Annotated in this window: 25 protein-coding genes and 1 tRNA gene; 19 read left to right on the forward strand and 7 right to left on the reverse strand. The window is 33.5% G+C overall.

The genetic code is table 11. From position 1 onward, the window contains the following. Nucleotides 1-20: 20 nt before the first annotated feature. Nucleotides 21-1694, reverse strand: a complete 1674-nt coding sequence (locus tag BW932_RS01170) for a glutamine--tRNA ligase/YqeY domain fusion protein (protein ID WP_076384532.1) — start codon at nucleotides 1692-1694, stop codon at nucleotides 21-23. Nucleotides 1695-2056: 362 nt separating this feature from the next. On the opposite strand from BW932_RS01170, the gene BW932_RS01175 reads away from it, so the two are divergent. The 13 genes from BW932_RS01175 to BW932_RS01235 all read left to right on the forward strand — a co-directional run bounded on the left by BW932_RS01175 (nucleotide 2057) and on the right by BW932_RS01235 (nucleotide 13147). After that, nucleotides 2057-2623, forward strand: coding sequence for a hypothetical protein (locus BW932_RS01175; RefSeq protein ID WP_076384534.1), 567 nt, complete (start codon nucleotides 2057-2059; stop codon nucleotides 2621-2623). A gap of 5 nt (nucleotides 2624-2628) precedes the next feature. Further along, nucleotides 2629-3432: a sensor histidine kinase gene (locus BW932_RS01180; protein ID WP_076384536.1), complete on the forward strand. Its 804-nt coding sequence runs from the start codon at nucleotides 2629-2631 to the stop codon at nucleotides 3430-3432. Nucleotides 3433-3963: 531 nt separating this feature from the next. Then, the gene (locus BW932_RS01185; RefSeq protein WP_076384538.1) at nucleotides 3964-5385 is read left to right on the forward strand and encodes a hypothetical protein; all 1422 of its coding nucleotides are present in this window, start codon (nucleotides 3964-3966) and stop codon (nucleotides 5383-5385) included. Between the two features lie 177 nt (nucleotides 5386-5562). Further along, nucleotides 5563-6189: a response regulator gene (locus BW932_RS01190; RefSeq protein WP_076384540.1), complete on the forward strand. Its 627-nt coding sequence runs from the start codon at nucleotides 5563-5565 to the stop codon at nucleotides 6187-6189. A gap of 13 nt (nucleotides 6190-6202) precedes the next feature. Beyond that, complete coding sequence (locus tag BW932_RS01195; protein ID WP_076384542.1) at nucleotides 6203-6919, forward strand: hypothetical protein; 717 nt, start codon at nucleotides 6203-6205, stop codon at nucleotides 6917-6919. A 68-nt stretch (nucleotides 6920-6987) separates the two neighbouring features. Beyond that, nucleotides 6988-7518 (forward strand): hypothetical protein, encoded by a 531-nt coding sequence (locus BW932_RS01200; RefSeq protein ID WP_143745478.1) that lies wholly within the window; start codon nucleotides 6988-6990, stop codon nucleotides 7516-7518. Continuing rightward, the gene (locus BW932_RS01205; protein ID WP_076384546.1) at nucleotides 7511-8302 is read left to right on the forward strand and encodes a sensor histidine kinase; all 792 of its coding nucleotides are present in this window, start codon (nucleotides 7511-7513) and stop codon (nucleotides 8300-8302) included. Before BW932_RS01200 ends, BW932_RS01205 begins: the two co-directional genes overlap by 8 nt. Nucleotides 8303-8438: 136 nt before the next feature. After that, the gene (locus BW932_RS01210; RefSeq protein WP_076384548.1) at nucleotides 8439-9641 is read left to right on the forward strand and encodes a GNAT family protein; all 1203 of its coding nucleotides are present in this window, start codon (nucleotides 8439-8441) and stop codon (nucleotides 9639-9641) included. Nucleotides 9642-9661: 20 nt separating this feature from the next. Then, nucleotides 9662-10150 (forward strand): hypothetical protein, encoded by a 489-nt coding sequence (locus BW932_RS01215; RefSeq protein ID WP_076384550.1) that lies wholly within the window; start codon nucleotides 9662-9664, stop codon nucleotides 10148-10150. 10 nt (nucleotides 10151-10160) lie between these two features. Further along, entirely contained in the window at nucleotides 10161-10649 is a 489-nt protein-coding gene (locus tag BW932_RS01220; RefSeq protein ID WP_076384552.1) for a hypothetical protein, read from the forward strand. Beyond that, nucleotides 10639-11592, forward strand: a complete 954-nt coding sequence (locus tag BW932_RS01225) for a DUF6175 family protein (protein WP_076384554.1) — start codon at nucleotides 10639-10641, stop codon at nucleotides 11590-11592. Before BW932_RS01220 ends, BW932_RS01225 begins: the two co-directional genes overlap by 11 nt. A gap of 3 nt (nucleotides 11593-11595) precedes the next feature. Continuing rightward, entirely contained in the window at nucleotides 11596-12531 is a 936-nt protein-coding gene (locus BW932_RS01230; RefSeq protein ID WP_076384556.1) for a hypothetical protein, read from the forward strand. A gap of 4 nt (nucleotides 12532-12535) precedes the next feature. Then, nucleotides 12536-13147: a porin family protein gene (locus tag BW932_RS01235; protein ID WP_076384558.1), complete on the forward strand. Its 612-nt coding sequence runs from the start codon at nucleotides 12536-12538 to the stop codon at nucleotides 13145-13147. Nucleotides 13148-13490: 343 nt separating this feature from the next. Here the strand turns inward: BW932_RS01235 and BW932_RS01240 are convergent, their stop codons facing one another. Genes BW932_RS01240 through fbp form a run of 3 tightly spaced genes read right to left on the reverse strand, consistent with a single transcriptional unit; the run spans nucleotide 13491 to nucleotide 16014 of the window. Next, on the reverse strand, nucleotides 13491-14513 hold the full coding sequence (locus tag BW932_RS01240) for an o-succinylbenzoate synthase (protein WP_076384560.1): 1023 nt from the start codon (nucleotides 14511-14513) through the stop codon (nucleotides 13491-13493). A 21-nt stretch (nucleotides 14514-14534) separates the two neighbouring features. After that, a complete protein-coding gene (locus BW932_RS01245) occupies nucleotides 14535-14993 on the reverse strand; it encodes a GNAT family N-acetyltransferase (protein ID WP_084566409.1) in 459 nt (152 codons plus the stop codon). Between the two features lie 10 nt (nucleotides 14994-15003). After that, nucleotides 15004-16014: a class 1 fructose-bisphosphatase gene (fbp, locus tag BW932_RS01250; protein ID WP_076384562.1), complete on the reverse strand. Its 1011-nt coding sequence runs from the start codon at nucleotides 16012-16014 to the stop codon at nucleotides 15004-15006. A 263-nt stretch (nucleotides 16015-16277) separates the two neighbouring features. Between fbp and BW932_RS01255 the strand changes: the two genes are divergently transcribed. The 4 genes from BW932_RS01255 to BW932_RS01270 all read left to right on the forward strand — a co-directional run bounded on the left by BW932_RS01255 (nucleotide 16278) and on the right by BW932_RS01270 (nucleotide 20253). After that, complete coding sequence (locus BW932_RS01255; RefSeq protein WP_076384564.1) at nucleotides 16278-17516, forward strand: aspartate kinase; 1239 nt, start codon at nucleotides 16278-16280, stop codon at nucleotides 17514-17516. 6 nt (nucleotides 17517-17522) lie between these two features. Continuing rightward, a complete protein-coding gene (locus BW932_RS01260) occupies nucleotides 17523-19361 on the forward strand; it encodes a lysophospholipid acyltransferase family protein (protein WP_076384566.1) in 1839 nt (612 codons plus the stop codon). Nucleotides 19362-19447: 86 nt separating this feature from the next. Continuing rightward, nucleotides 19448-19520: transfer RNA gene (locus tag BW932_RS01265), tRNA-Phe, on the forward strand. Between the two features lie 223 nt (nucleotides 19521-19743). Beyond that, a complete protein-coding gene (locus tag BW932_RS01270) occupies nucleotides 19744-20253 on the forward strand; it encodes a hypothetical protein (protein WP_076384568.1) in 510 nt (169 codons plus the stop codon). Nucleotides 20254-20302: 49 nt separating this feature from the next. On the opposite strand, the gene BW932_RS01275 is transcribed toward BW932_RS01270, so the two are convergent. Continuing rightward, complete coding sequence (locus tag BW932_RS01275; protein WP_076384570.1) at nucleotides 20303-22453, reverse strand: endonuclease MutS2; 2151 nt, start codon at nucleotides 22451-22453, stop codon at nucleotides 20303-20305. Nucleotides 22454-22602: 149 nt separating this feature from the next. On the opposite strand from BW932_RS01275, the gene BW932_RS01280 reads away from it, so the two are divergent. Together BW932_RS01280 and BW932_RS01285 are read left to right on the forward strand one after the other, a co-directional pair. Then, nucleotides 22603-23109 carry a GNAT family N-acetyltransferase gene (locus BW932_RS01280; RefSeq protein WP_076384572.1) on the forward strand — a complete coding sequence of 169 codons (507 nt, stop codon included), beginning with the start codon at nucleotides 22603-22605 and terminating at the stop codon, nucleotides 23107-23109. A 91-nt stretch (nucleotides 23110-23200) separates the two neighbouring features. Continuing rightward, complete coding sequence (locus BW932_RS01285; protein WP_076384574.1) at nucleotides 23201-23842, forward strand: uracil-DNA glycosylase; 642 nt, start codon at nucleotides 23201-23203, stop codon at nucleotides 23840-23842. Here the strand turns inward: BW932_RS01285 and BW932_RS01290 are convergent. Then, a complete protein-coding gene (locus tag BW932_RS01290) occupies nucleotides 23829-24461 on the reverse strand; it encodes a hypothetical protein (RefSeq protein WP_143745479.1) in 633 nt (210 codons plus the stop codon). The two genes, BW932_RS01285 and BW932_RS01290, sit on opposite strands and share 14 nt — an antisense overlap. Before the next feature lie 3 nt (nucleotides 24462-24464). After that, nucleotides 24465-24956, reverse strand: coding sequence for a DUF456 domain-containing protein (locus BW932_RS01295; RefSeq protein ID WP_076384578.1), 492 nt, complete (start codon nucleotides 24954-24956; stop codon nucleotides 24465-24467). Nucleotides 24957-24967: the final 11 nt, after the last annotated feature.

A 24967-nucleotide genomic window follows, 5' to 3' on the forward strand; every position in this document is an offset into this window, starting at 1 on the left:
TTTTGTTGACTAAAAATAGGTTATTCCAATTTAAAGGAATCTTTTAATGTTACTGTTCTGTTAAAAACAATTTTGTCGTCCGATGAATCCCGATCTTTGGTGAAATAGCCAATTCTTTGGAATTGATAAGGATGCCCAATTTCTGCATTTTGCAATCCGGGTTCTGCAAATCCCTGAACTGTTTTTAAACTCTCTGGATTGATGAATTCCATGAAGTCGGTTTCTTTCTCTGCATCCGGTTGCGGCGTCGTAAATAAACGGTCATAAATTCTAACTTCCACGGGAATGGCATGTTGTGCGGAAACCCAATGTAACGTACCTTTTACTTTTCTTAAGCTTTCCTCGGATCCACTTCCGGATTTGCTTTTTTCGTCATAAGTAGCATAAATGGTGGTAATTTCTCCGTTTTCGTCTTTATCTACGCTTTCAGCTTTAATGATGTAAGCGGATTTCAAACGAACTTCTCCGCCTAATTTTAAGCGGAAAAACTTCTTATTTCCTTCTTCTTTGAAATCTTCTCTTTCGATATAAATTTCTTTGCTGAAAGGAACTGTTCTTGTTCCTGCATTTTCATCTTCCGGATTATTTTCAGTTTCCAGCCATTCTTCTTCATTTTCTGGATAATTGGTAATCACGAGTTTCACAGGATCAATAACGGTCATTACTCTGGTTGCGACTTTATTTAGATCTTCGCGAACGAAAAATTCCAGCAACTGTATATCAATTAAATTTTCTCTTTTTGCAACACCAACGCGTTCGATAAAATTAATGATGGAAGCCGGCGTAAAACCTAATCTCCGCATCCCGGAAATTGTAGGCATTCTGGGATCATCCCAACCTGAAACTGCTTTTTCGGCAACTAACCTTTGTAATTTTCTTTTAGAAGTGATCATGTAAGAAACGTTCATTCTTGCAAATTCCCGCTGTTTGTTTCTCACCGTATTTTCCTCATAAACCTGATCCAAATACCAATCATAAAGTGGTCTGTGATTCTCAAATTCCAAGGAACATAAGGAGTGAGAAATCTGTTCGATATAATCGGATTCTCCATGTGCCCAATCGTACATCGGATAAATTTTCCATTTTTCACCCGTTCTGTGATGAGGTTTTTTCAAAATTCTGTACATCACCGGATCACGCATATTCATGTTCGGAGATTTCATATCAATTTTTGCCCGAAGCGACATGGAACCTTCTTCGAATTCCCCATTTTTCATTTTTTCAAAAAGGGCTAAACTTTCCTCGGTCGGTCTGTTTCTATAGGGAGAATCTACCCCTTCTTCAAAAGGATTTTTTCTTTGTTCGGTGATTTTTTCTGAAGGTTGTTCGTCTACATAAGCTATTCCATCTTTAACCATTTGAACTGCCCAATCGTATAATTGATCAAAATAGTCGGAAGTATATAATTCCTGATCATATTTAAATCCTAACCAATCGATATCTGCTTTGATGGAATCTACGAATTCTTGCTCTTCTTTAGCAGGATTGGTGTCATCAAAACGTAAATTTACGGGTGCTCCATATTTTTCACCAAAACCAAAATTAATGCAGATCGCTTTGGTGTGACCAATGTGTAAATAACCATTAGGTTCTGGCGGAAAACGAAAACGCAATTTTTCTTTCGGGAAACCTGCCGCGATATCTTCTTCTATTATATGCTCAATAAAATTGAGGGATTTTTTTAGTTCTTCCATAGTAGTTCTTGTAGGCCACAAATTTATGGAAAAAATTTGCCAAAAGTAGAACTCTATCATTTTTATAGTAACAAGGATGTAGTATGTTATTTTTAAAGAATAGATTTCTGCATTATTAAACGATGGTCTACAATTTTTTAATCCTGTTTTTTTACGAAATATTGTTACAAATAGTAAAAATAGTATTAATTTTAAGCATTAAGATCTCATTTATCATCTAAAACGATTATCGACAAAGCAATAAAAACAATTGAAGATCATTATAACGATGAATGAGGCTCTAAATGAAACTCTTTTTAAAAATACACCTGTGAAATTATAAATTTATGCTTTTTAAGTACATCCCAATGATCTATTTGATAATGATTTATCTCTGTTTGATCATTTCTTTCTTGCGCAGAAAATCAGATCGGCATCACATTTTTATATATTTTCTCATCGTCGCGGTAGTCGAAACCTTACCGCTAATTGTCACCTTAGAATTGAATCGAATTTACAGTATCGCTTCCTTTTTCTACATTGCGTATTTTACGTACTATTATGCAAAAGAAATGCAGAACAAAAAGTATTTTATCTGTCCTTTGGGCTTATTTATTGCTGTCATCGGTTCTGTTTTTATGGTAAATTCAAATTATTCATTTGCTATTGGTCTCGGTGTTGCAGTCGCCTTCTTTTACATTATTCTTGCGCTTTATTGGCTCTTCGAACAGATTACAAACGTACAAGATATTTTTATTTTAAAGAAACAGGCGTTCTGGTTGAGTTCCGGACTTCTATTTTGGAGTATTATTTTTCTATTCAAAATTACGCTGATGTATTGGCTTGAAGCAAATGACTATGCTTTTTTAATTATTTTAGATAAAATTTTTAAAGTTTCAGTACTTATCACATATGTTTTTTTTCTTATTGCGATTACCCGTAAATTCTAAATTGAATGGAAGTTCTACCCATCGAAATTAAATTTTCCATAATTATTGCTATTCTCTTGATGGTAGTTATTGTGGTGTTTTTAATTTTTATCATTGTACTTTATTATCGGCGTCAAATGATTTTCACCAAAGAGGAAAGGTTGAAAGAAATGGAGCATCGTACTCAATTATTGCAGCAGGAAATAGATTACCGAAAGAAAATGCAAAATGAGCACGATCGCGTCTCTCATGATTTACATGATGACTTGGGATCAGGAATCACCGCGCTGAAACTTCAAACACAATTTATCAAACAAAAAACAACCGACTTAAATATCAGTCAAAATATTGAGGAATTGCTCCAAACTTGTGACGAACTAAATGTTTCGATGCGCCAAATTCTGTGGAATCTCAAAGTAGGTGATGATGAATTAGAAAATGTAGTGCAGCGTACTATTCAGTATACCAAAAGTTTTTTTGCGAAAACCAATATCGAAGTTCACATCTCCAAATCACAGATCGGACATGATCGAATTTCTGCAAACACCAGAAGAAGCCTTTTTTTATGCCTGAAAGAAGCGCTCAACAATGTGTACAGACACAGCAAATGCAAAAATGTGGAAGTTAAGTATTCTCAACTAGAAAACATTTTACTCATTGATGTGATCGATGATGGAGTAGGTTTGATCAATGCGGAAGCTAAAGGAAATGGACTGAAAAATATGGAAGCCAGAATGGTTGCTTTAGACGGGTCATTCAGTATTTTGCCTTCTGAAAAAGGACTTCACCTCCAAATGTTAGTTGATTTGGAAGAAGAATATCTTAAATGATCTTCTTAGTTTTGAGTGTGCATTTCTCTGCTTTTTTTTCTCTGAATTCCCATTAACACCAATTTTGAGTTTGATACAATCGGAACCTTACAGATCTTTGGTTAAAACGTTTACTAATCTTCTTCTAAAATTTGCTCGATAAAATTGAGGAAGTTCGAATTTATGTAAAAAATGGCCAAAAAATAAATCGGATTCGTTTAGAAATTGTTTGGTAGTAAAAAAGGATTTGAGGCATTGAAATATTCTAAAACACGAATTGGTTCTTCAATAAGGGAAATAGGTTTTTTTATAAAAAGGTATTTGATAGAAGAAAATATTAATAGCTTTAGGTGAGATTGCAAGTCATTTATGAGTGATTCAATATGACGAAAATGGGTTATGGTGGTTATTAATTGTTCCTTTTAAATTTATAGAATTAAAAACAATTTAGCATTCTTTGTTATTAATTGGTAATACATTCGAATAAAAGACCTAAAATCGTTAGTTAAAGTGTCAGTTTTTATTATTATATTTATCTAAACTAAAAAAACCATGAAAAAATTACTATTTGCTTTTTTCCTGTTAACAACTTTTACAACAACTTTCGCACAAAAAATTATCAAAGTAGATTTTAAAGATAAAACCATCGATTCATTAAATGAGATTGAAAATTTGAAACTTGGTGAGTTATATAAAATAGAAATTGATCATGTTAATTTGAATCTTTATAATGTTGTTCTCAATAAAAAAGATACCATTTATAAATCTGCTGTTAAATTCCCAACGTTTGAACTCGTCAATTTAGGGGGAATTGGCGATTTATTGTCTAAAATAAACTTGAACTCATTATCGACTAAAAGAGAAGATAGTTCAAAAATTAGGACAGATATAAAAATAAAAAATAACATTACTTATGATAATTTAGAAATAGTTGTCGAAAAAAGAATTAGAAAAGAAAAAATGGAATTGGAAAAATATTATTCCAAGATAAACAAGTACAATGATGAAATAGATGAATTAAACTTAAAAATACAAAATCATCTGTTAAGTTATTCTGTTCTAGATCGCACAAATTCTACCTTTAGTCAATTAAACAGTGGATTTACCATCGACAAGATTTTAAATGAAAGTACTGCTATTCGAAACAATATCAAAAATCTTAAAGCAGAAATAGAAAAAGAGAAATTTGAATATTTACAATTTCGGACAGAAAGCGGAAAAGTAGAAATAATAGCAAAAAACCCAAAATTAAAAGATGCAGATCAATATATTACAGATGCTTACACGAAAACCGTTACAGATGTGGGTTTGGTTTATCAGACTATTAATGCAGAAAAGGTTACAACTTTACTAAAATCTATTATTCTTTTAGATAATAATTCAAATGAAAGATTTGTGTCACTTCCGCAGCAACTCAATGGGAATGAAACGCAAATAAAAATACAAATAATTCCAGCAGCTACTGATAGTAATTTACCAAGTTATAGTACCGTTTTAAAATTTACCCAAAAGCAAAAATTCTTTACCGGTATGAGTATGTCTTTTTATTATGCCGGATTTAATGATGAAATATATAGCACAACAGCAATAACAACCGGCACTAATACCAATTATCGATTGGTAAATGAAAATAATTCAAAAGGAGAAACGGGAGTTGTTTCTTTATTGCATTTCGGTTGTAAACCTTGGATAAACAACGCCACAAATCTAAAGGATTTGGCATTAAATATTGTGATAGGACCTGCTTTGGCGCTTACAAAAAATGTACGACCAAGAGTTGCAGTAGGAGGTGGTTTGAGTTATGGTAGAAAAAATATGATTACCCTCAATGCTCTTTATATGGCAGGTTATATCGATAAAAAAAGCACTGCTTATGATTTAAATACAGATTATAGTGTTGCTCCAACCAATATCACCGTTTCCAAATTAGCAGGTTCATTTGCTCTTTCATTGGGGTATATTTATGAATTTTGATAAAAATTAGATTAAATAATGATAAAAGAAATCATTTAAATTTTTTAAAAAAATAGTGCATTTAATCTTGAGGTAAGCAAAATCAAGTGCATTTCATAATCAATTACAATATCACCCAAAATGGTAATTGTTTTTGTGAAGACCCTCTCGCAACTTTGTTTGTATAAATATTTAGAAATGAAAATCTCTGTAGCCATTGTAGAAGACGACGAAAATTATAATAATACTTTGAGAAAAATCATCAATTTTCAAGAAGATATGTTTTGTGCTGCCCAATTTTTTAATGGGAAAGAAGCGAGAAAAAAACTTCAGAATTTGTCGCCAGATGTTGTTTTGATGGATATACAGTTGCAGGATATGTTGGGCATCAACATTATTGAAGATTTAAAAGAAGAAATGCCGAATTCTCATTTTATCATGTGTACAAGCTTTGAAGATGACGAAAAATTATTTTTGTCTTTGCAAGCCGGAGCAACCGGTTATTTGATAAAGGGTGAAAGTATGGAAAGAATCTTAAATGCTATACGAGAAATAAAAAATGGCGGTGCACCGATGAGTTTTTCAATTGCAAAAAGAGTCTTACAGCATTTTCAAAAAGTAAAAAAAGAAGATGATGTTTTAAACCAGCTTACAAAATCGGAGTTGGAGATTTTAGAGTTTCTGGCAAAAGGACTATTATATAAAGAAATTGCCGACAAAAAATGCATCAGTATTGAAACGGTGAAAAAACACATCAGTAATATTTACAGGAAATTACAAGTCAATAATAAAGTGGAAGCAGTGAACAAGTTTAACCAAAAATAGAAAAACTAAAATTATGGAGACACAAAATGAACAATTAGAGAAAATTCTAAAATTAATTCAAGAAAATTTTGAAGCTAAAACTATCGATAAGAATGATTTGAATGAGATTATATTTTTCACCTCTGGAATATTGAAAGTAGAGTCTATGGAATTTGTTTTTACAAATAAAACGCTAAACCATCAATGGAACTTAGATCCAGGCGTAATAACAGACGAAGAAGCAAAAGTAGGAAAGGCAAAATATTCTGAGACATTTTCTTCATATGGAAAACTAACTTCAAAGATTTTCAAATTTAAATCAAAGATTATTTCAGATTTTTTACAAAATGAAAGTGAATTAAAGGTGTATTTTGCGCAAAACAAGAATGGGCATCTTTGCATACTAATAAAAAATGGTACAGCCAACTATATGATTGACGAAACATCTTTTTACAAAATTGATGATCAAATTAAACAGGATTGTATCGCCGATTTTAATGCAGATTTGAAAGGTATTATTCAGGCAAATTTAACAAAAGGATACACTGAATATGTCACGATTCCCTTTGCTACCAATTTTGATCAGTTTAAAGGCGTTTTCCCAAATAGTATCGTTTTAATTCCAGCATTGGGGAATGATAAACATGAAGGGAGAGTTACTTTCGTAATGCACTTCGAAGATGCAAATGGTAATAGAATTTATGACGGTAAAAAATATTCTAATTACGACACCTTTACTCCTCATCCATAAATATTTTATCGATGCTCAACATCTATTTAATATTGCTGCTATTATGTTTTTTAGGATCATTCAGACCAATGTTCCTAAAAAACTTTCTGTGGTTGTATTTCTTCTATATAATTTGTGTGGAGATTCTGGTTAATTTCTATTCTGTAAATGACCAAATCTATAATTACTCCATCTTGGTTTACATTTTCTATTTTTCTTTTTATTACTTTAAGAAAGTCAATAAAAAATTATTGATCGCTATTTCAGCAATTAGTTTTGCAGTAAGTTTCTATTTTGTTTTTTTATCAAATCATTTTGAAAATTATAACATTAATGCAGGAATCAGTTTAAGTATTTTTTATATTCTGCTTTCACTGCAGTGGTTTTTTACCCATTTTAATAAAACAGACCGGAAAATTCAGCAAAAAATGGGTTTTTGGATCAGTTTTTCATTATTGCTTTGGGCGGTTGCATTTATTTTCAGAATCATTCCGATGCAGTTTTTTAATATCAAAGACAAGGAATTTCTCTTGGTAATCACCCAGATTTATCAATCTTTCACCATATTCTCTTATGTGATTTTTTTAGTAGGTCTATTATTTTCGAAAGCAGATGAATAAACTTCCCTTTGAAATAAAACTCACTTACATTATTGCAGTCATGATCATGATTGTTTTTGTGGGATTCATTGTTTTGTTGGTCTATTTTTATAATCGAAAGCAATTCCACTTTTTGAAAGAAAAACAGCTAAAACAAGCAGAACATCAAAATGAAATTCTCCAAAAAGAATTAGAACGACAACAATCGATACAATTAGAAAGAGAGCGTATTTCCCACGATATGCACGATGATTTGGGCGCCGGAATTTCTGCCCTGAAACTACAAACCGAATTTCTAAAAGAAAAACTAAAACATGATAAAAATTTGCAAAAAGATTTAGATGATCTCTTAAAAACTTCAGCAGATATGAATCTTTCCATGAGAGAAATGCTTTGGAATCTCAACAAAACCAACGATACTTTGCAACGGTTAGTCCAATATATTTCTTCGTATGCAGAAAATTTTTTTAGCAAAACCAGGATCAAATTATTCATAGAAAACAATCTATCTTCAATTGATGTTCCTATTCCCTCCCAAATTAGATGGCATATTTTTCTTTGCATAAAGGAATCCCTTAATAACATTTACAAACACAGCAAAGCAAGTTCGGTCACTTTAAAATTTGAACAAATGGATAAGCAATTTATTCTAGAAATAAAAGATGACGGAATTGGCTTACAAAACACTCAAAATTCTGGAAACGGTTTTAAAAACATCATCCATAGAATGGAGGAGTCCTGCGGGAAATTTGAAATTTTACCGAGTGAAAAAGGGTTGCATCTAAAATTTTATTTGCAAATCTAAATTCTTGTAATTAATTCCCATGAAAACCTGAAAATTTCCGTTTTCAGGTTTTTTTTGCTCAAATATTACCCTTTTGTGTAATTGACTCCGATTCTTTAGAGACCTAATTTTGGCAAATAATTAAAAATAAACTGCTATGAAAAAACTCACCTTTTTAATGATTATTGTTTTTTGCTCAAATGTCTCGGCAAAAAAAGATTCTGTAAACCTTAATTATATGCGGAGCAGTTTGGCAACTTTCTTCGTAGATAATGGAAAATTAGAACAAGATGGCATCGTGAAATCAGCTTTCTTAGACAAATTCGCACCAGATAAATATAATGCTCATGAACTAGAAAATAGAATTATCCCAAATCCTTCTGCTGTAAAAAACGATGACTTGATTAATTATTTAGAGAATTATTTTCAAACCAATCAAATTGCCAAAAATCTGGTTGCAAAATGGTTTAACCGAAGTGAGAAAGGAGGCTTTGATGTTGATCTTGTCATGAAAAGAGGTTTGTACAATGCACAGGAATTAGATAAACAAATCGCAAAAAATACCATTTCTGGATTAAGTGGAATCTCAGATAAAGGGGAAGACCTCATCAATAATACATTTGTAGTCGTGATGGCTTCTAATTACACCAACAAAGCAAACGTTGCGAGTAATCTGAATATAGGACTCAGCTTTTTGCAAAATTCTGGACTTTTGCAAGGTGGATTAGGGATGGAATTGGCAAAATCAACCATTACTACCGTTGGAAAAGGATATTGGGTAGGAACCAAATCATACCTTTTCAAATTGGTTTGGGATGAGGAGACAAAACACAGGTTCTATAATGAACTTTGGGATGATGACGAAAAAATAACTCCAGAAAAAAAAGCAGCTTTTGACACCGCAGATTTTTTTAAACTAGAATATGTTGGCGAAACTTCCACCGGAGCAGATATACAATCATCCACATTTTCCCAAAAATCAGAAGCGCAATTGATTGAAAGAGCCACCATAAAATCTTTTGATAAATCCATATCCAATCTTCAACAAGAATATGAGGTGTTTTCCCTAAAAATCCCCATCTATTCTGCAGAACCAATTATCACTATTAAAGCCGGAAGCAAAGAAGGAATTTCAGAAAAATCCAAATTTGGAGTTTTTGAAATGCAGCAGGGAAAAAATGGTGCTTTAGAACTGGTACAGGTTGGGAAAATGAAAGTAGATAAAGAATACCCGATATGGAACAATGAATTCGGTGCAGATGAGGAAAATTCAGACAAAAATGTAGACTGTACTGTTCTGAAAGTGCAAAGCATGAAGGGTGAAATTGTTCCCGGAATGTTAGTAATGCAAACTAAATAATCAATCTAAAACGATAAACGATGAAAAAATTAGTAATCATTTTTCTTACGACAGTAATAGCTTTTGTTTGCCATGCTCAAGAAAATACGATGAATTGGAGATATGAAATACAATGTGTTGATATTGCCAAAGAAGGAGGAGCACTTGTGAAAGTTTTTACTTATGCAAAAACCAGAAAAATAGCTTTAGAAGAAGCAAAAAAAAGTGCAGTACACGGAATTCTTTTTAAAGGATTCATCGGTAATGGAAAATGTGCCTCTCAAAAACCTTTAGTTAAAAACCCTACCGCAGAAACAGAAAATAGAGATTTTTTTAATGTTTTTTTTCAAGATGGAGGAAAATTTGAAAAATATGTCACCCTCTCTACAGATGGAAATATAGATCCAAACGATATTGTGAAAGTAGGCAAAGAATACAAATTGGGAATGATTGTAACCATTGCAAAAGATGCGCTGCGAAAAGATTTGGAAGCCGCAGGAATTATAAAAAATATAGCAGATCGCTACTAAAATTTAGAAAATGAAAATACAATATACCTTGGTTTTATTTGCATTGTTCATCCTGAACTGCAAAAATGCAAACACCCCAAATTACGATTTTGGAAACTATACTTATTCCACAACTGGTGTTAGAAATGATCAAAACGGAACTCTACTGGTAAAAACAATGGCAACCGGAAAAAATTACGAAGAAGTGAAGAAAAATGCACTTCGGAAAACGCTTCTCGATGTCATGTTAAAAGGAATTACCAACGGATGTTCGGATTGTAAAAAAGATCCTTTGTTTCTCAACCGACAAAATGATCCCAAAACTAAATATTTTGTTCAAAACTTTTTTGAAAACAAAGATGTTTTAGAAAAATATGCAACCATAACTACAGAATTGGCGACTTGGGAACAAAAAAGAGATTTAAAGTACACCCAAAATCAACCTTTTGGTTTTGAAGTACTTGTAAAATATGAAGATCTGAAACATTTAATTAAAACCTCTGTATTATATGAAAACTAAAATATTCTTATTCATCTTGGGTCTGATTTGTTTTTCCTTGCAAGGACAACAAGCCTTAAGAAAGCCATCTTTCATGCTTTTACCCTCAGAAAGTTGGTGCTATGATAATAAATTGGTCCTCACTGATGAAAGCGGTGGATCCAATTGCGACTACAAAAGAGCTTTTCAAGAAAATCCCAATATGGAATTATTACTCTCTAGAATTTCTAGCTTTTTTCAAGATCGATTTAATGGAAAATTTTTGATAAAATCTTATACTGGCGGAAAAAAAACACAAGAATCCAGAAATGTGAGAGCAGGACTCAGCAATTCTTCTGGTGAACTATCAAAATCGAATGAAGATACCGATTTTATTAAAAATCAAATAGATACCGATGTGAAATTAGAACTTTCGTATTGGTTTGTAAAAGAAGGTCCCAAAAATAGTCTGAAATTTAAATTGGATGCTATTGATAATTATTCCCAAGAACCCGTTGCAAGCATTAGTAAAATGGGAGGTATTTCTACTTATGATAATGATTATGCAAGATTAATTGAGGAAGAATTAAACAATAACATGGATAATTTTTTCGCTCGGCTTGATCAGTATTTTGAAGAGGTACAAACCAATGGGTTAAAAGTATCTTATGATTTCTCCATGATGGAAAAATCTGATCAAAATTTCGAAACCGAATTTAATGGGGATGAACTAACAACAATAATTGAAGATTGGTTTACGGTAAATGCAGTTCGGGGAGCTTTCCGATTAGAAAGCAGCTCAGATCAGGAACTTAAATTTACAGAAGTAAGAGTTCCTGTGATGGATGAGAATGGTCGCGCAATGTCAGCAGATTATTTTGCAAAAAAAATCAAAAAACATTTTGAAGCAGCACCCTATAATTTCAAAATAACCATTCAAAGAAGTGGTTTAGGATATTCTAGAATCAAATTTTCAAAAAAATAGAACATGAAAAAATTAATATTTATTTTGTTTCTCTTTGCAATTTCCACAGAAGTTTTCAGCCAGGATTTGGAGGGAATAGAGATCACAACTGCAGTTGGTGGAAGTCAAGAAATTTCAGATGCAAATGCAAACGTTTTGAATAGTAAATTAGAAAATTTTCTTACTCAAAACGGAATCGTAAAAGGGATTAATTCTCAATTTGTTTTGATAGGGAATTTAGATCTCATACAATCTCAAAATGCAGGTGGTGCTTCCGGAAATCTTTTGATGTACGAACTTTCTGTGACTACAAAGCTTTTAAATAATGCAGATCAAAATGTTTTTGCACAAAACTCTCAAATTGTAAAAGGGATGGGAGATAATAGAATAAAAGCAATCAATAGTGCACTGCGTAAAATTAATTACAATACAGAAGGTTTTAAAACTTTTCTCGCTCAAGCAAAAATAAAAATAGCCGATTACTACACGAAAAACTGCGGTAGGATTTTGAACGAAGCTTCCATGTTAGAAAAAACCAACCAATTTGATTTCGCTTTGTATAAGCTCACTTCAATTCCTCCAGTTGCAACAAAATGCTATCAAACTTCAATGTCAAAAGCACAATTGGTTTTTCAGAAAAGAATCAACTACGATTGCAAATCTAAACTGTCTCAAGCTAAAATTATTTGGAGCACCAATCAAAATGTAGAATCCACTGCGCAGATTGAAGAATTATTGGCGGGGATTGATCCGCAATCATCTTGCTACAAAGAAGTAACCGTTTTTACAGATAATGTGAGCAAGCGAATAAAAGAACTTGACGGTAGAGAATGGAATGTCTATTACAAAAAAGAAGTCGGTTTAGAAGAAGATCGAATCCAAGCAATCAAAGAAATTGGAAAAGCTTACGGAGCAGGACAACCCAAACAAATTATACAAAACACTAAAATAAAATTATAACATTATGAAAACACGTTACCTCAAAATCGCAACAATTATTGGTTTTTCCTTGTTCAGTGGATTTGCATCTGCACAAAAAACAAGCAAATACAAGAAAAAGACGGGCCCAGAATTAAAATTTGGAATTACGGCAGGAGCGGTGTATTCTTTCCAATCGGGATATGAATACAGTGAAAATGTAAAAGGAGTAGTGGGAGTTTCAGCTGGTGCATTCGCAAATTATGCATTTAGTGATAAATTGAAATTACAACTTGCTGCTCTTTATAATCAATATGGAACAGATTTTACTTCGGGAAGTTTGACCTACAAAGAAAAGCAAACTTATATTTCGTTCCCTCTAACTTTAAAGACCTATTTTACAGATAGTTTCTATTTTAATATAGGACCACAAGTAAATGTTTTGGTAAGTTCCACCTTCGATAATGATGATATAAATGATATGATGCAAAAAACAGATTTTGGACTTACTGGTGGTTTAGGATTTAATTTTACTGAAAATATCGGTATCGATCTTAATTACTATTATGGATTATCCAAAATCTATACAAAAGAAAGTGAAATTGAAGGCGATATTATTTATAACGCTGCAACAGCTCGCCTATTTTATGAATTTTAGTTTTTTCATAGATTTTTCAGGAAGCGGTATTTTTTTCGAAAAATCACCGCTTTTTTATGATTTTTAAACTTTAAAAAGAATGAATTCAATTGTTGGTCAAGAAAATTTGCCAGTAAAGAATAACCTTCTTTTTGATGATTGTTCTCTTTTTAAAAATACAATCTTTGAAGAAAAATTTAGGGAACAATGAAAAAATGAAAAGGGTACTTTTCATCTATTTGCTGCATCAATTGCACTTGTTCAAACGAATATTGATCTTCAATAAAAATCTCTTGGGAATTTAAATTTTCATCGTTTGCACGTTATAAAACTAGCCCTCTTTTTGAGTTTCGCTGCGGTAATTTTAGGCTTGAATTTCCTGAATTTTCATAGAAAGTAAATCGCCTTCAAGTTGTAAATTGGACTCAAAATTATTCGTAAATAATCCACCTGTTCCTAAACCTTGCGGCATTTTATTTCCTTTGCTAAAAGTATATTGCGCGATGGCGTTCAAACCAATATTGCTTTCCAAAGCAGAAGTAATCCACCAACCAATTCCAAGGTTTTCAGCGAGTGAAATCCACTCATCAGTTCCGGAAAATCCACCAATTAAAGCCGGCTTTAGAATAATATATTGCGGTTTTATTTTTTCTAAAAGTTTTCTTTTCTGCTCGAAATCTACAACGCCAATTAATTCTTCGTCTAAAGCAATGGGAGTTTTTGTTTCTGAGCAAAGTTTTTCCATTTCAGAAATAAATCCAGCTTTGATCGGCTGTTCAATCGAATGAATTCCCAACTCATAAAGTTCTTTCAAAACAATTTTCGCCTCTTCAAAAGTAAATCCACCATTCGCATCAACGCGCAATTCCAATTGTTCTTTCGGGAATTTTTCGCGTAGTTTTCTTAGGATTTCTTTTTCTGAATTCCAGTCAACACCGATTTTTAATTTAATACAATCAAATCCTAGTTCTAACTTTTCTTCGATTTGAGTTTGCATGAAATCTACGTTTCCCATCCAGATCAATCCATTAATTTTAATAGAAGATTTCCCCTCCGTAAAATCACTCGGGAAATACAGATTTTCACCGTTCTTTACATTCAAAATCGCCTGTTCGTACCCAAACCAGATGGAGGGAAAATGCAAGAGTTCCTTTTTTAAATAAGCGGAATCTTGATTAATGTTTTCACAAAGCCAGGTTAGTTTTTCCTCGTAGTCAGGAACATCATCAAAACTTAAACCCCGGAAAAGTGCACATTCTCCGATTCCTTTTTTGTCGCCCTCCAAGATTTCCAGGAAAAATGTTTCTTTCGTATGGAGAACCCCGCGAGAAGTTCCGCTGGGATTTTTGAATTGAAGGAGATATTGTTTAAAGGTTGCCGTTTTCATGGGGAAAAGATACTGATCGTTTTAAAAATCGAGTCGCATTTTGGGTAAAAACCGTCCGATTATTTTGGATTCTTTTAACTCATAGACTTTGAATCCGAATTTGAGATAAAATTTTTCTGCGTTTGGTTCAGCATCTAGAATGAGACTTTTTATGCCTGAAATTTTGCTTCTTTTCAGGAAATCTTCCATTAAAAATTTCCCGTAACCTTTGCCAATAAATTTTTGAAACAAAAAAAGATTGTCGAGTTTCCAAAGCGTTTCGCTTAATTTCAGAAAAGAATAATAACCCACAATTTGATCATTAATCAATAAAGTATAGGTTTCATTTTCCAGAATGTATTTCTCGGTAATGGTTAATTCCTCTCTCCAGATATTAAGAATTGCTTCAGAAAATCCCCAAAAAGCTTTACCATCAAACGTAATTTCAGATAAAATTAAATGAAGATCCGGTGTGGCTTTTACAATTTTAACTATCTCCAAAGGAAAAAAATTACTCGGCGTTTCGCATAAATTCCTCCGCTTTTTCTACCATATCACTGCTTCCGCAGAAAAAAGGAACTCTTTGGTGAAGTTCAGTCGGTTCTATTTCCAGTATTCTTTTAAATCCATCGGTACATTTTCCACCGGCTTGTTCTGCCAAAAGCGCCATTGGATTACATTCGTACAATAATCTCAACTTTCCGTTGGGTGACTGCGAAGTTGAGGGATAAATATAAATTCCGCCTTTGATCATATTTCGGTGAAAATCCGACACTAAACTTCCGATATATCGTGATGTATAAGGACGATCGCCTTCTTCTAACTGGCAATATTTGATATAATCTTTCACACCTTGTGGAAATTTCGCATAATTTCCTTCATTGATGGAATAAATTTTTCCCGTTTTAGAAAATTGCATGCTCGGATGAGAAAGGTAATAGGTTCCTAAACTTGGATCCAAAGTAAAACCATTAACTCCATTTCCAGTGGTATAAACAATCATGGTAGAAGATCCGTAAACTACATAACCTGCTGCAGCCTGATTAATACCTTTTTGTAAAAAATCTTCCAATACAACCGGAGTTCCAGGTTCTGAAACACGTCTGTAAATAGAAAAAATTGTTCCTACAGAAACATTCACATCAATATTTGAAGAGCCATCTAACGGATCAATTAAAACCACATATTTGCTCAAATGTGCATTGGGTCCTGCTTTAACTTCGATATAGTTGTCGTTTTCCTCAGAAGCAATCCCACAAACCACTTCTCGTTGAGACAACGCTTCGATAAAAATCTCATTGGCCAGAACATCTAATTTTTGTTGCTCTTCACCTTGAATGTTGTCCATTCCCACATTTCCAATGATATTGGCGATTCCTGCTTTGTTCACTTGGCGGTTAACCATTTTCGAAGCAAGTCGAATTGCACTTAATAATCGCGAAAGTTCACCTGTTGAATACAGGAAGTCTTCCTGTTTATCAATAATAAATTCACCGAGGGTCTGGAAATTTTGTTCTGACATTTTTTTGCTTTTTGGATATTACAAATTTCGGAAATTTCTTTGAATTTTTCTGCTTTTCTTTTCATTAAAATGGCGAAAAAGAGGTTTATTTTCGGTTAACAAGCCGCAATTTGTACCTTTCTCTTCATTCTTTTTGTAATCTCATTTTTTTTTATAAATGAAAGCTATTTTTTTATTTCATGTTAAAATGATAATTTTGAATTTTATAACTTTTTGTTAAAAAAAGATTACAAAGGTTAATACGTTGATAATTAAATATTTAAATGAAAATTTTTAAGTTTGGTGGCGCCTCCGTAAAAGATGCGCAAGGAGTGAAAAATGTAGCACTTGTTTTAGAATCGACCGGTTTTGAAAGAGTTCTTCTGGTTGTTTCCGCGATGGGCAAAACAACGAATGCTTTGGAAAAGGCAGTTCAGAACTATTTTGATAAAACCGACTATCAATCTGAAATTGAAAAAGTAAAGCAGAATCACCTCGAAATTTCGCGCGGTTTGTTTCAAGAAAACCATCCGGTTTTTGCAGAGATTTCTTTGTTCTTTGATGATATCGAATCTTTTTTGCGTCGAAATAAATCACCAAACTATAATTTTGTTTACGATCAGGTAGTCAGCTGTGGCGAAATGATTTCTTCTAAAATTTTGAGTGAATACCTGAATGATATTCAGTTTAGAAACGTTTGGCTCGATGCGAGAGATTACGTAAAAACCGACAGCAATTACCGGGAAGGAAATATCAACTGGGAAGAAACACAACGAAAAATTTCAGAATTGGATCGCAATATATGCTTTGTTACACAAGGATTTATTGGTTCAGAAGCGAATAATTTCACCGTAACTTTAGGACGTGAAGGATCCGATTATTCCGCGGCAATATTTGCGTATTGTTTAGATGCGGAAGCAATGACCATCTGGAAAGATGTTCCCGGAGTGATGACAGGAGATCCCAGAAAATTTAAAGATGTACATCTATTATCCAATATTTCGTATGAAGAAGCAATCGAAATGGCGTACTACGGTGCTTCGGTGATTCACCCGAAAACTTTGCAACCATTAAAACAAAAAAACATTCCTTTCTATGTGAAATCCTTTTTGGAGCCAAATGAACCAGGAACCAAAGTTGGAGCTTCTGAAAAAAACGAAAATCAAGAAACCTATATTTTAAAGGAAAATCAAAATTTGATGCGCATTTCGACCCGTGATTTTGCCTTTATTGCAGAGGAACATTTGAGTCAGATTTTTGGTCTTTTGGCAAAACATAAAATTACGATTTCCCTCATGCAGACTTCGGCGATTTCCTTCGTTTTGTGCGTGGAAGACAAATATAATCATATCGATGAACTCAATAGAGAGCTGCAAATCAACTTTAATTCGGAGGTGGTGAAAAATGTTTCGCTCTTTACCGTAAGAAATGCTAAATTAGAAGACTTAAATAAGTTCTATGAAAATAAAAATATTTTATTAGAGCAGATTTCTAAAAAAACAATACAAGTTGTAACTAACTAATAACCAATGAGTCTTATTTCTAAAAGTGATCTGATAAAAGCGTCTGGTTTAGACAAAATAGGTTTTTTGAAAAATCCTGTGGCGGCGGCGATGATGCGTTTAACCAAAATTAATGAAGTCAATAAACTTTACGATTCCCTAAAGGATAAAGAAGGTAAAGATTTTTTTGATTCCTTCGTGCGCGAGAGGAATCTAAAATATATTGTGTTTACAGAGGATTTGGCAAAAATCCCAAAAACAGGTCCGTTTATTTTGGTTTCAAATCATCCTTTGGGAGCAATTGATGGTATTTTGATGGCGAAAATTCTAACCGAAATTCGACCAGATTTCAAAATTATGGGAAATTTTCTTTTAGAAAAGATCGAACCCATGAAGCCTTTTGTAATTCCTGTAAATCCTTTCGAAAATCGAAAAGAGGTCAGAAACAGTTCAACAGGAATGCGGGAAACCTTGAAGCATCTTGAAAATGGTGGCTGTGTCGGTATTTTCCCTGCAGGTGAAGTTTCAAACCGAAATAATACATTCAATGAAATTCTAGATAAACCTTGGGAAAAGACCGCTTTAAAATTAATTAAAATGGCGAAAGTTCCGGTGGTTCCCATGTATTTTCATGCCAAGAATAGCCGGATTTTTTACCAGCTTGCCAAGATTCATCCCGATTTGCAAACTTTGATGTTGCCTACCGAAATGATGCGCGATCGAGAAAAGCCAATTCGCATCAGAATCGGAAAACCAGTGTCCTTAAAAGTGCTGGAAGATTACGATACCATCAAAGAAATGGGCGATTTTTTGCAGAAGAAAATTTACATGCTCAAATCGTATTATGAAAAAAGAAGATCGATTGCTGATCAGCTGAAACTGCCTAATTTGAAACTCAATTTTCCACTGACGAAAGAGGAAAACGTGGTCCACAATATTATCGACGAAACACCACAGCAAGATCTGATTAACGATATTGAGGATCTTTATAAAAAGGACAAAATGCTTTTCAGAAATGGTAATTATGAAGTATTTTTTGCAACCTATTCTGAAATCCCGTCTATTATGCGCGAAATTGGGCGACAACGGGAACTCACCTTCCGGAAAATTGGAGAAGGCAGCAATCTCCCTTTTGATCTCGATCAATACGACGAATATTACCACCATCTTTTTCTTTGGGACAACAAAGCCCAAAAATTAGCAGGCGCATATCGCATGGCGTTAGGAAGTGAAGTCATGAAAAATTACGGTATCGATGGGTTTTACACGAGTTCACTTTTTGAATTTGATCCAGAGCTTCAACCGTTTTTCCGAAAAGTGATTGAGATGGGAAGAGCTTATATTGCGACCGAATATCAACAAAAACCTTTGCCATTATTTCTACTTTGGCGTGGGATTGTACATGTTTGCTTGCGAAATCCGGAGCACAAATTTCTCATGGGCGGAGTTAGTATTTCAGATAAATTTTCCGAGTTTTCAAAATCTTTAATGATTGAATTTATGCGTTCCAATTATTATGATTCCGCGGTTGCACAATATATTCATCCCAAAAAAGAGTTTAAGGTGATGTTGAAAGAACGCGACAAGCATCTGTTTTTTGATGGGGTAGAATCTGATCTCAACAAGCTCGATAAAATTATTGATGATTTGGAACCTCAAATGCGACTTCCGGTATTGATTAAAAAATACATCAAACAAAATGCAAAAGTAATCTCCTTTAATGTAGATCCGAATTTCAATGATGCAATCGATGGGTTAATGTACATAAGAATTAGTGAACTTCCAGAGAGTACAATCAAGCCAGTTTTAGAGGAAATGAGCGAGCAAATTCAAAAAGATGAAAATAATACCATTGATAATCAATAATTTTAGGGATTTATAGGGAAAACTTTTACAAATGATTTGTGAGATAAGGATAAAGTTACTATTTTTGCACCACTCAATTACCAAACGGTTTCTTAGCTCAGTTGGTAGAGCAATGGATTGAAAATCCATGTGTCCCTGGTTCGATTCCTGGAGAAACCACAAACCACCTTTTTTAAGGTGGTTTTTTTATGGCTTTACTCTAGATATAAATCACCGAATAAAGTTGGATCAGTATCAAAACGCGTGATAAGCGCAAAGAGTAGTAGATCTTTTTTATACTGATCAAAACATAGAAGTGGAGCGTACCTGTTTTTTTAATTTTTACGGATATCCGTAAGCGGAAGAAAATAAGATATCATAACTTTGAGAAAATTAGAAAAAAGTGCAGCCAATTAATTTACAGCAATTCATAGAAAAATATACCAACAGCAATACCTTATACATTAGCGACCATTTTTTTTGTTTGGACGATACGACTCAATTGCATTTTTTTTACAATCCTAAAAGATATTGGACTACAATAGATAAAAAAGATATTGAGCAATATGTCATAGAAAATCTGGCGAAAGAATGTGCTGTTTTGAAAAATGTTAGAATTGTAGAAGATTCAGCTCGAAAGCCTCAAAATTATACCAAAATAAAAGCATTTAATTTAGAAACTCCAACAATAGGAAATCATTATTCAAAAATGGGAAATCAGATTTTTACTTTGAATTCTAAAATTATTATCAGAGATAATTATTACCACATTGATCATACTTTTTTATCAAAAGACATTAAATGTTTTGATGAAGCAGATTTAATGACGGTTTTGGATTATTCGGTAATTTCTAAAACTTTTATTAAAATAAAATCGGTCTTTGAATTATCTTGTTTTAAGAAGCCAAGTTAAAGCCTTCTAACAATTATTCTAACCCGTTTTTGCGGTGATTTTAAATGATTTAGATCCGCTCCAAATCATCGCCGCTAATCATTGTTTTAAAAGTTCCGTAATTCACCGAAATTTTGCCGTTCTTCTCGATTTTTTCGATGGTTCCTACGCTTGTGGAGCCCGGAATTCTTACACGTTGACCAATTTTCATCCAGATCGCGCGCTCTTTTTGGCGTTTGTCTTCTAATTTTTCGTGGGTTTCTACGATTTTTTCCTGAACATCAACTTTTCTAAGTTGTTGCGTAATTTTGCGCTTTACAATTTGAAGTTTTTTGTTTTCGTCTTTATCGGCGCCAATTCTTCTGAATTTTTCCTGTTCCAGAATTTTTACAAAATCTCCTACGACCAATTTTCTAGATTTTCCTTTCGCATAGGCATCAATAAAGGTTTCTACTTTATTTCCAAATTGTAATTTTCGGTGCTCATCTTCATAAAGTTTCTGAAAATTAAAGAGTTTTTGCTGCAGTTGCTCATTCAGTTTTTCTAGATTTTCTTTCTTGTTTTGTGTAGAATCTCTTTTTTCCGCTAAATCGGTTCTTATTTTTTCGACTTCAAATTTTTCCTGTTGCAGTTTTACTATCGTTTTGTCGAGGTTCAGAATGTCGTGTTCTACTTTCTTTTTAGCATTTTTAATGATGAAAGAGGGGATTTTATTTTTCTCAGCAACTTCAAATGTAAAAGAACTTCCAGCTTGTCCGATCTCTAATTTATAAAGAGGTTCCAGTGAATTTTCATCAAAAAGCATCGCTGCATTTTGGGCATTCGGTAGCTGTTCGATCACCAGTTTGATGTTCGTGTAATGCGTTGTAATGATCGCAAAACTCCTCTTGTCGTAGAAATATTCCAGAAAAGCTTCGGCTAAAGCACCGCCTAATTCGGGATCAGATCCGGTTCCAAATTCGTCGATTAACAAAAGCGTATTTGCATCGGCTTCTTTAATGATTTTCGACATTTTTTTCAACCGCGAAGAATAGGTAGAAAGTTGATTTTCGATCGACTGATTATCACCAATATCCGTCATCAAATGATCGAAGAAGAACATCTCCGATTTCGGATGAACAGGAACCAAAATTCCAGACTGTATCATGAGCTGCAATAGTCCTACAGTTTTTAGTGTAATCGATTTTCCACCAGCATTCGGTCCAGAAATACAGATAATTCTGTTGTGTTCCGTAAAAGTTAAGGTTTGAGAAAAGATTTTCTTTTTTTCTGCCTGATTTCTTAACCACAGCAAAGGGTGAAATGCCTGTACCAAACGCATTGTTTTGTGTCTGTTGATTTTTGGTAAAACCCCGTGGATTCGATGCGCAAATTTCGCTTTCGCTCTGGTTAAATCTAAATCGAAAATATAAGCTTGGTAGTCTGAAAGTTGTGGTTGAAATTCTGCAATTTCTGTGGTCAGTTTTCGCAAAATTTTATCGACTTCCTTTTTTTCTTCTTCAATATCTTCACGAAGTTTGAACTGATGTTTCACCACCGATTCTGGCTGAATATAGGTAATCGATCCTGTTTTTGAAAGTCCTAAAACGCGACCCGGAACTCGTTTCTTGTACGCTGATTTCACGGCCAAAACCCTTTGATCATCGATAATACTTTCTCGAATATCATCTAAATAATCGGTGTTGGTAAGTCCGATTAAACTGCGATTAAAATTTTCCTGAATGGCTTTTCTGGCGTGAGAAATATCGCTTCTCAAGGATTTCAGAATCGGTGAAGCTTCACTTTTTACTTCACCAAAACGATTTAGAACTTTGTCGATGCGGTCGACGATTTCTTTTCGGTATTCCAGATCTTTCACATCGTTATTCAGATGGAGAAATAAATCTTCATAAACCGGATAAAACTTTTGAAGTTTGGAAATCTGCTCTGTTAAACTTTTTATTTTTAGAAACGAACTGTTATCTAACCGGAAATTTTCAATTACCATTAGTTTCAGCTCTTCCTCAATATCCTCGTATTCATTGAAAGGTATTGCATTGTCGCTTTCAAAACTGGAAAGAAATTCGGCAGCTTTTTTCAAAGAAAGTTCAGCTTCTTCAATTGCGATTGGTCGAATTTGTGAGATTTTTTCCGCCGTCTTCTTGGAGTAGGCAAAAGGGGAAATTTCCGCAAGTAATTCTGGAAATTCAAGTTCGTTTAAATCATCTTTTTGTATATGCACGCTGCAAATTTAATTATTTTACTTTGCGAAAGTTCAAATATTTGGCAAACTTTATCTATCGTTTTAATTTTTATTCACCTCTTGGCAAAAACTGGAAAGTGTTTCCGCAAAAAAAATCATTAAATTCTCAAAAATTATATCTTTGAAGAATGAGATTTCTGACAGATAGATTAATTTTGAGAACCTTAACTGAATTCGATTCGTATGAAGTTTTAGGCATTAGAAGCCATCCTGTAATTAACCAATTCCTTCATCGGGATTCACCGAAAAACACTTTCGAAGCTTTAGACTTTATTTTAAATATACAACGTAAATCCGCAAACGGTGAAATTTTTTTTCTGGGAATTGCTCTTCAAAATAAACCTGAATTGATCGGAACCATCTGTTTATGGAATTTTTCTGGCGACCGCAAAACAGCAGAGTTGGGTTATGAGTTATTACCGGAATATCACCGGAAAGGAATCATGTCGGAAGCGGTCACCTTTATTTTAAATTTTGGTTTCGAGGATTTAAATGTATCAAAAATAGAAGCATTCACGAATAAAAATAATTTGAACTCTATTCAATTGCTGCAGAAATTTAATTTTGCTTTAAATGTAAATCGCAAAGATGAAAAATATCCCGAAAATCTTATTTTTGAATTAGCTAGAAGTTAGATTTTATTTTTCCCAACAATCATCACATCAATAAAATAATAACATCATCACATCAACACATCAATACATCAAAAAATCATCCCATCAAAATATGACCTGGACCGAAATTCTTTCACCAATCAAAAAAACTGAATATTTTAAAAATCTTTCGCAAAAAATTGAGGAAGAATACCGGGAAGGAAAATGTTTTCCACCGAAAAAGCAGATTTTTCGCGCTTTGGAATTGACTCGTTTTGAAGACATAAAAGTTGTGATTATTGGTCAAGATCCTTATCATAATGATAATCAAGCGAATGGATTATGTTTCTCGGTTTCTGAAAATGTTGCAACGCCACCTTCACTAACAAATATTTTTACCGAATTGCGAAATAATCTTGGAGTCGAGCGCACCAAAAAGGAACTCGATGATTGGGCAGAACAAGGAGTTTTACTTTTAAATGCAACTTTAACCGTAAAAGCACATTCGCCGAACTCTCACAAAAATTTAGGTTGGGAGCAATTCACCGATTTTATCATCAAAGAAATTTCAGATAGAAAAGAGAATGTGGTGTTTGTTTTGTGGGGCGCATTTGCACAAAAAAAAGAGGAACTCATTGATTCCTCTAAACATTTTATCATTAAATCTGCGCATCCATCACCTTTTTCGGTGTACCGTGGGTTTTATGGCAGTAAACCATTTTCTCAGATCAACGGCTTTTTACACGCTAAAGAAATAGAATCTATTTCGTGGTAGTATTATTTGGAGACGTTTTTCCGGGTTCTTGCTTTTTAATTTTAATTCCGATTTTGTAGGTTCCTTGCAATGCTTTAAAACCTCGATCAGAAGTAGTGTTTGGAGTGACTTGCTCTAAACTAATTTGATATCCGTTAAAATCTTGCGATTTAGCGTATCCTCTATTTCCATCCTGCATCGTACTGATTTTCAAAATATTTGGTCGCGTCGCTAAACCCATTACTTCGATTTCAGCAGTGGCAACTCCTGCCCAAATACAGTTAACTCCTTCTGGGCAACGACTGTCTTCCGCCATTTTTTTGAAAGTGATATTCATTTCATATTCTTTCAAGAATTTTTTTTCTCCTTCCTTTAAATAAACCATACCAGTTTGCGATGCTTGTTGATTGCTTTCTGCTTCTGCCTGTTTTATTGCCGCTTTATCCGGTGGCATTCCGGTAGACATTTCTGGCTCACTAGTGTTTGTCGATTTCACAGGAGTAGATTTTGGCGTAGAAATTGGCGGTTTTGTTGCGACCTCAGTTTTTTCAGATGGATTTGAATTTTGGGAAATCGCTTGATTTTTACACGTTACCAAAGCTAAAAATCCAAAAGTTGAGAGCATTACACGATGTATCATAATTTAATTTTTAAACATATCTAATAAAACAACCAAAAACATTGCCAAACCGACAATGAAGTTGAATCCAGTGCCGTACAAAAACCCAATTAGAGCACCTTTTGTTGAATTCCATGCTTTTTTCTTGTCACTTGCATCATGCAGGAGCTCACCTAAAAAAACACCCAAAAACATTCCTATTAAAAAGCCAAAAGGAATGGGAATAAAAAACATTCCGACCAAAGTTCCGATCACAGAACCTACACTTCCCCAACGTGTTCCACCATATTTTCTGGTGGTTCTTGCGGGAATTACATAATTGAGAACAACAGAAAGTCCTGTTAAAGCGATAAAGATCCAGATATAAACCATTGAGAGTGGCGTGTCTGTACCGAATTTGTAAATTAATAATCCGCAAAGACTTAATAAAAGTCCCGGAAGAACTGGTAGAAATGTTCCGATAATTCCCAAAACGAGTAAAACGATACTTACTAAAGCAATCAAGGTTTGATCCATTCGTTATAAAT

This window comes from Kaistella chaponensis (genome assembly GCF_900156725.1).
In the GTDB taxonomy this organism is placed as follows: Bacteria; Bacteroidota; Bacteroidia; order Flavobacteriales; family Weeksellaceae; genus Kaistella; species Kaistella chaponensis.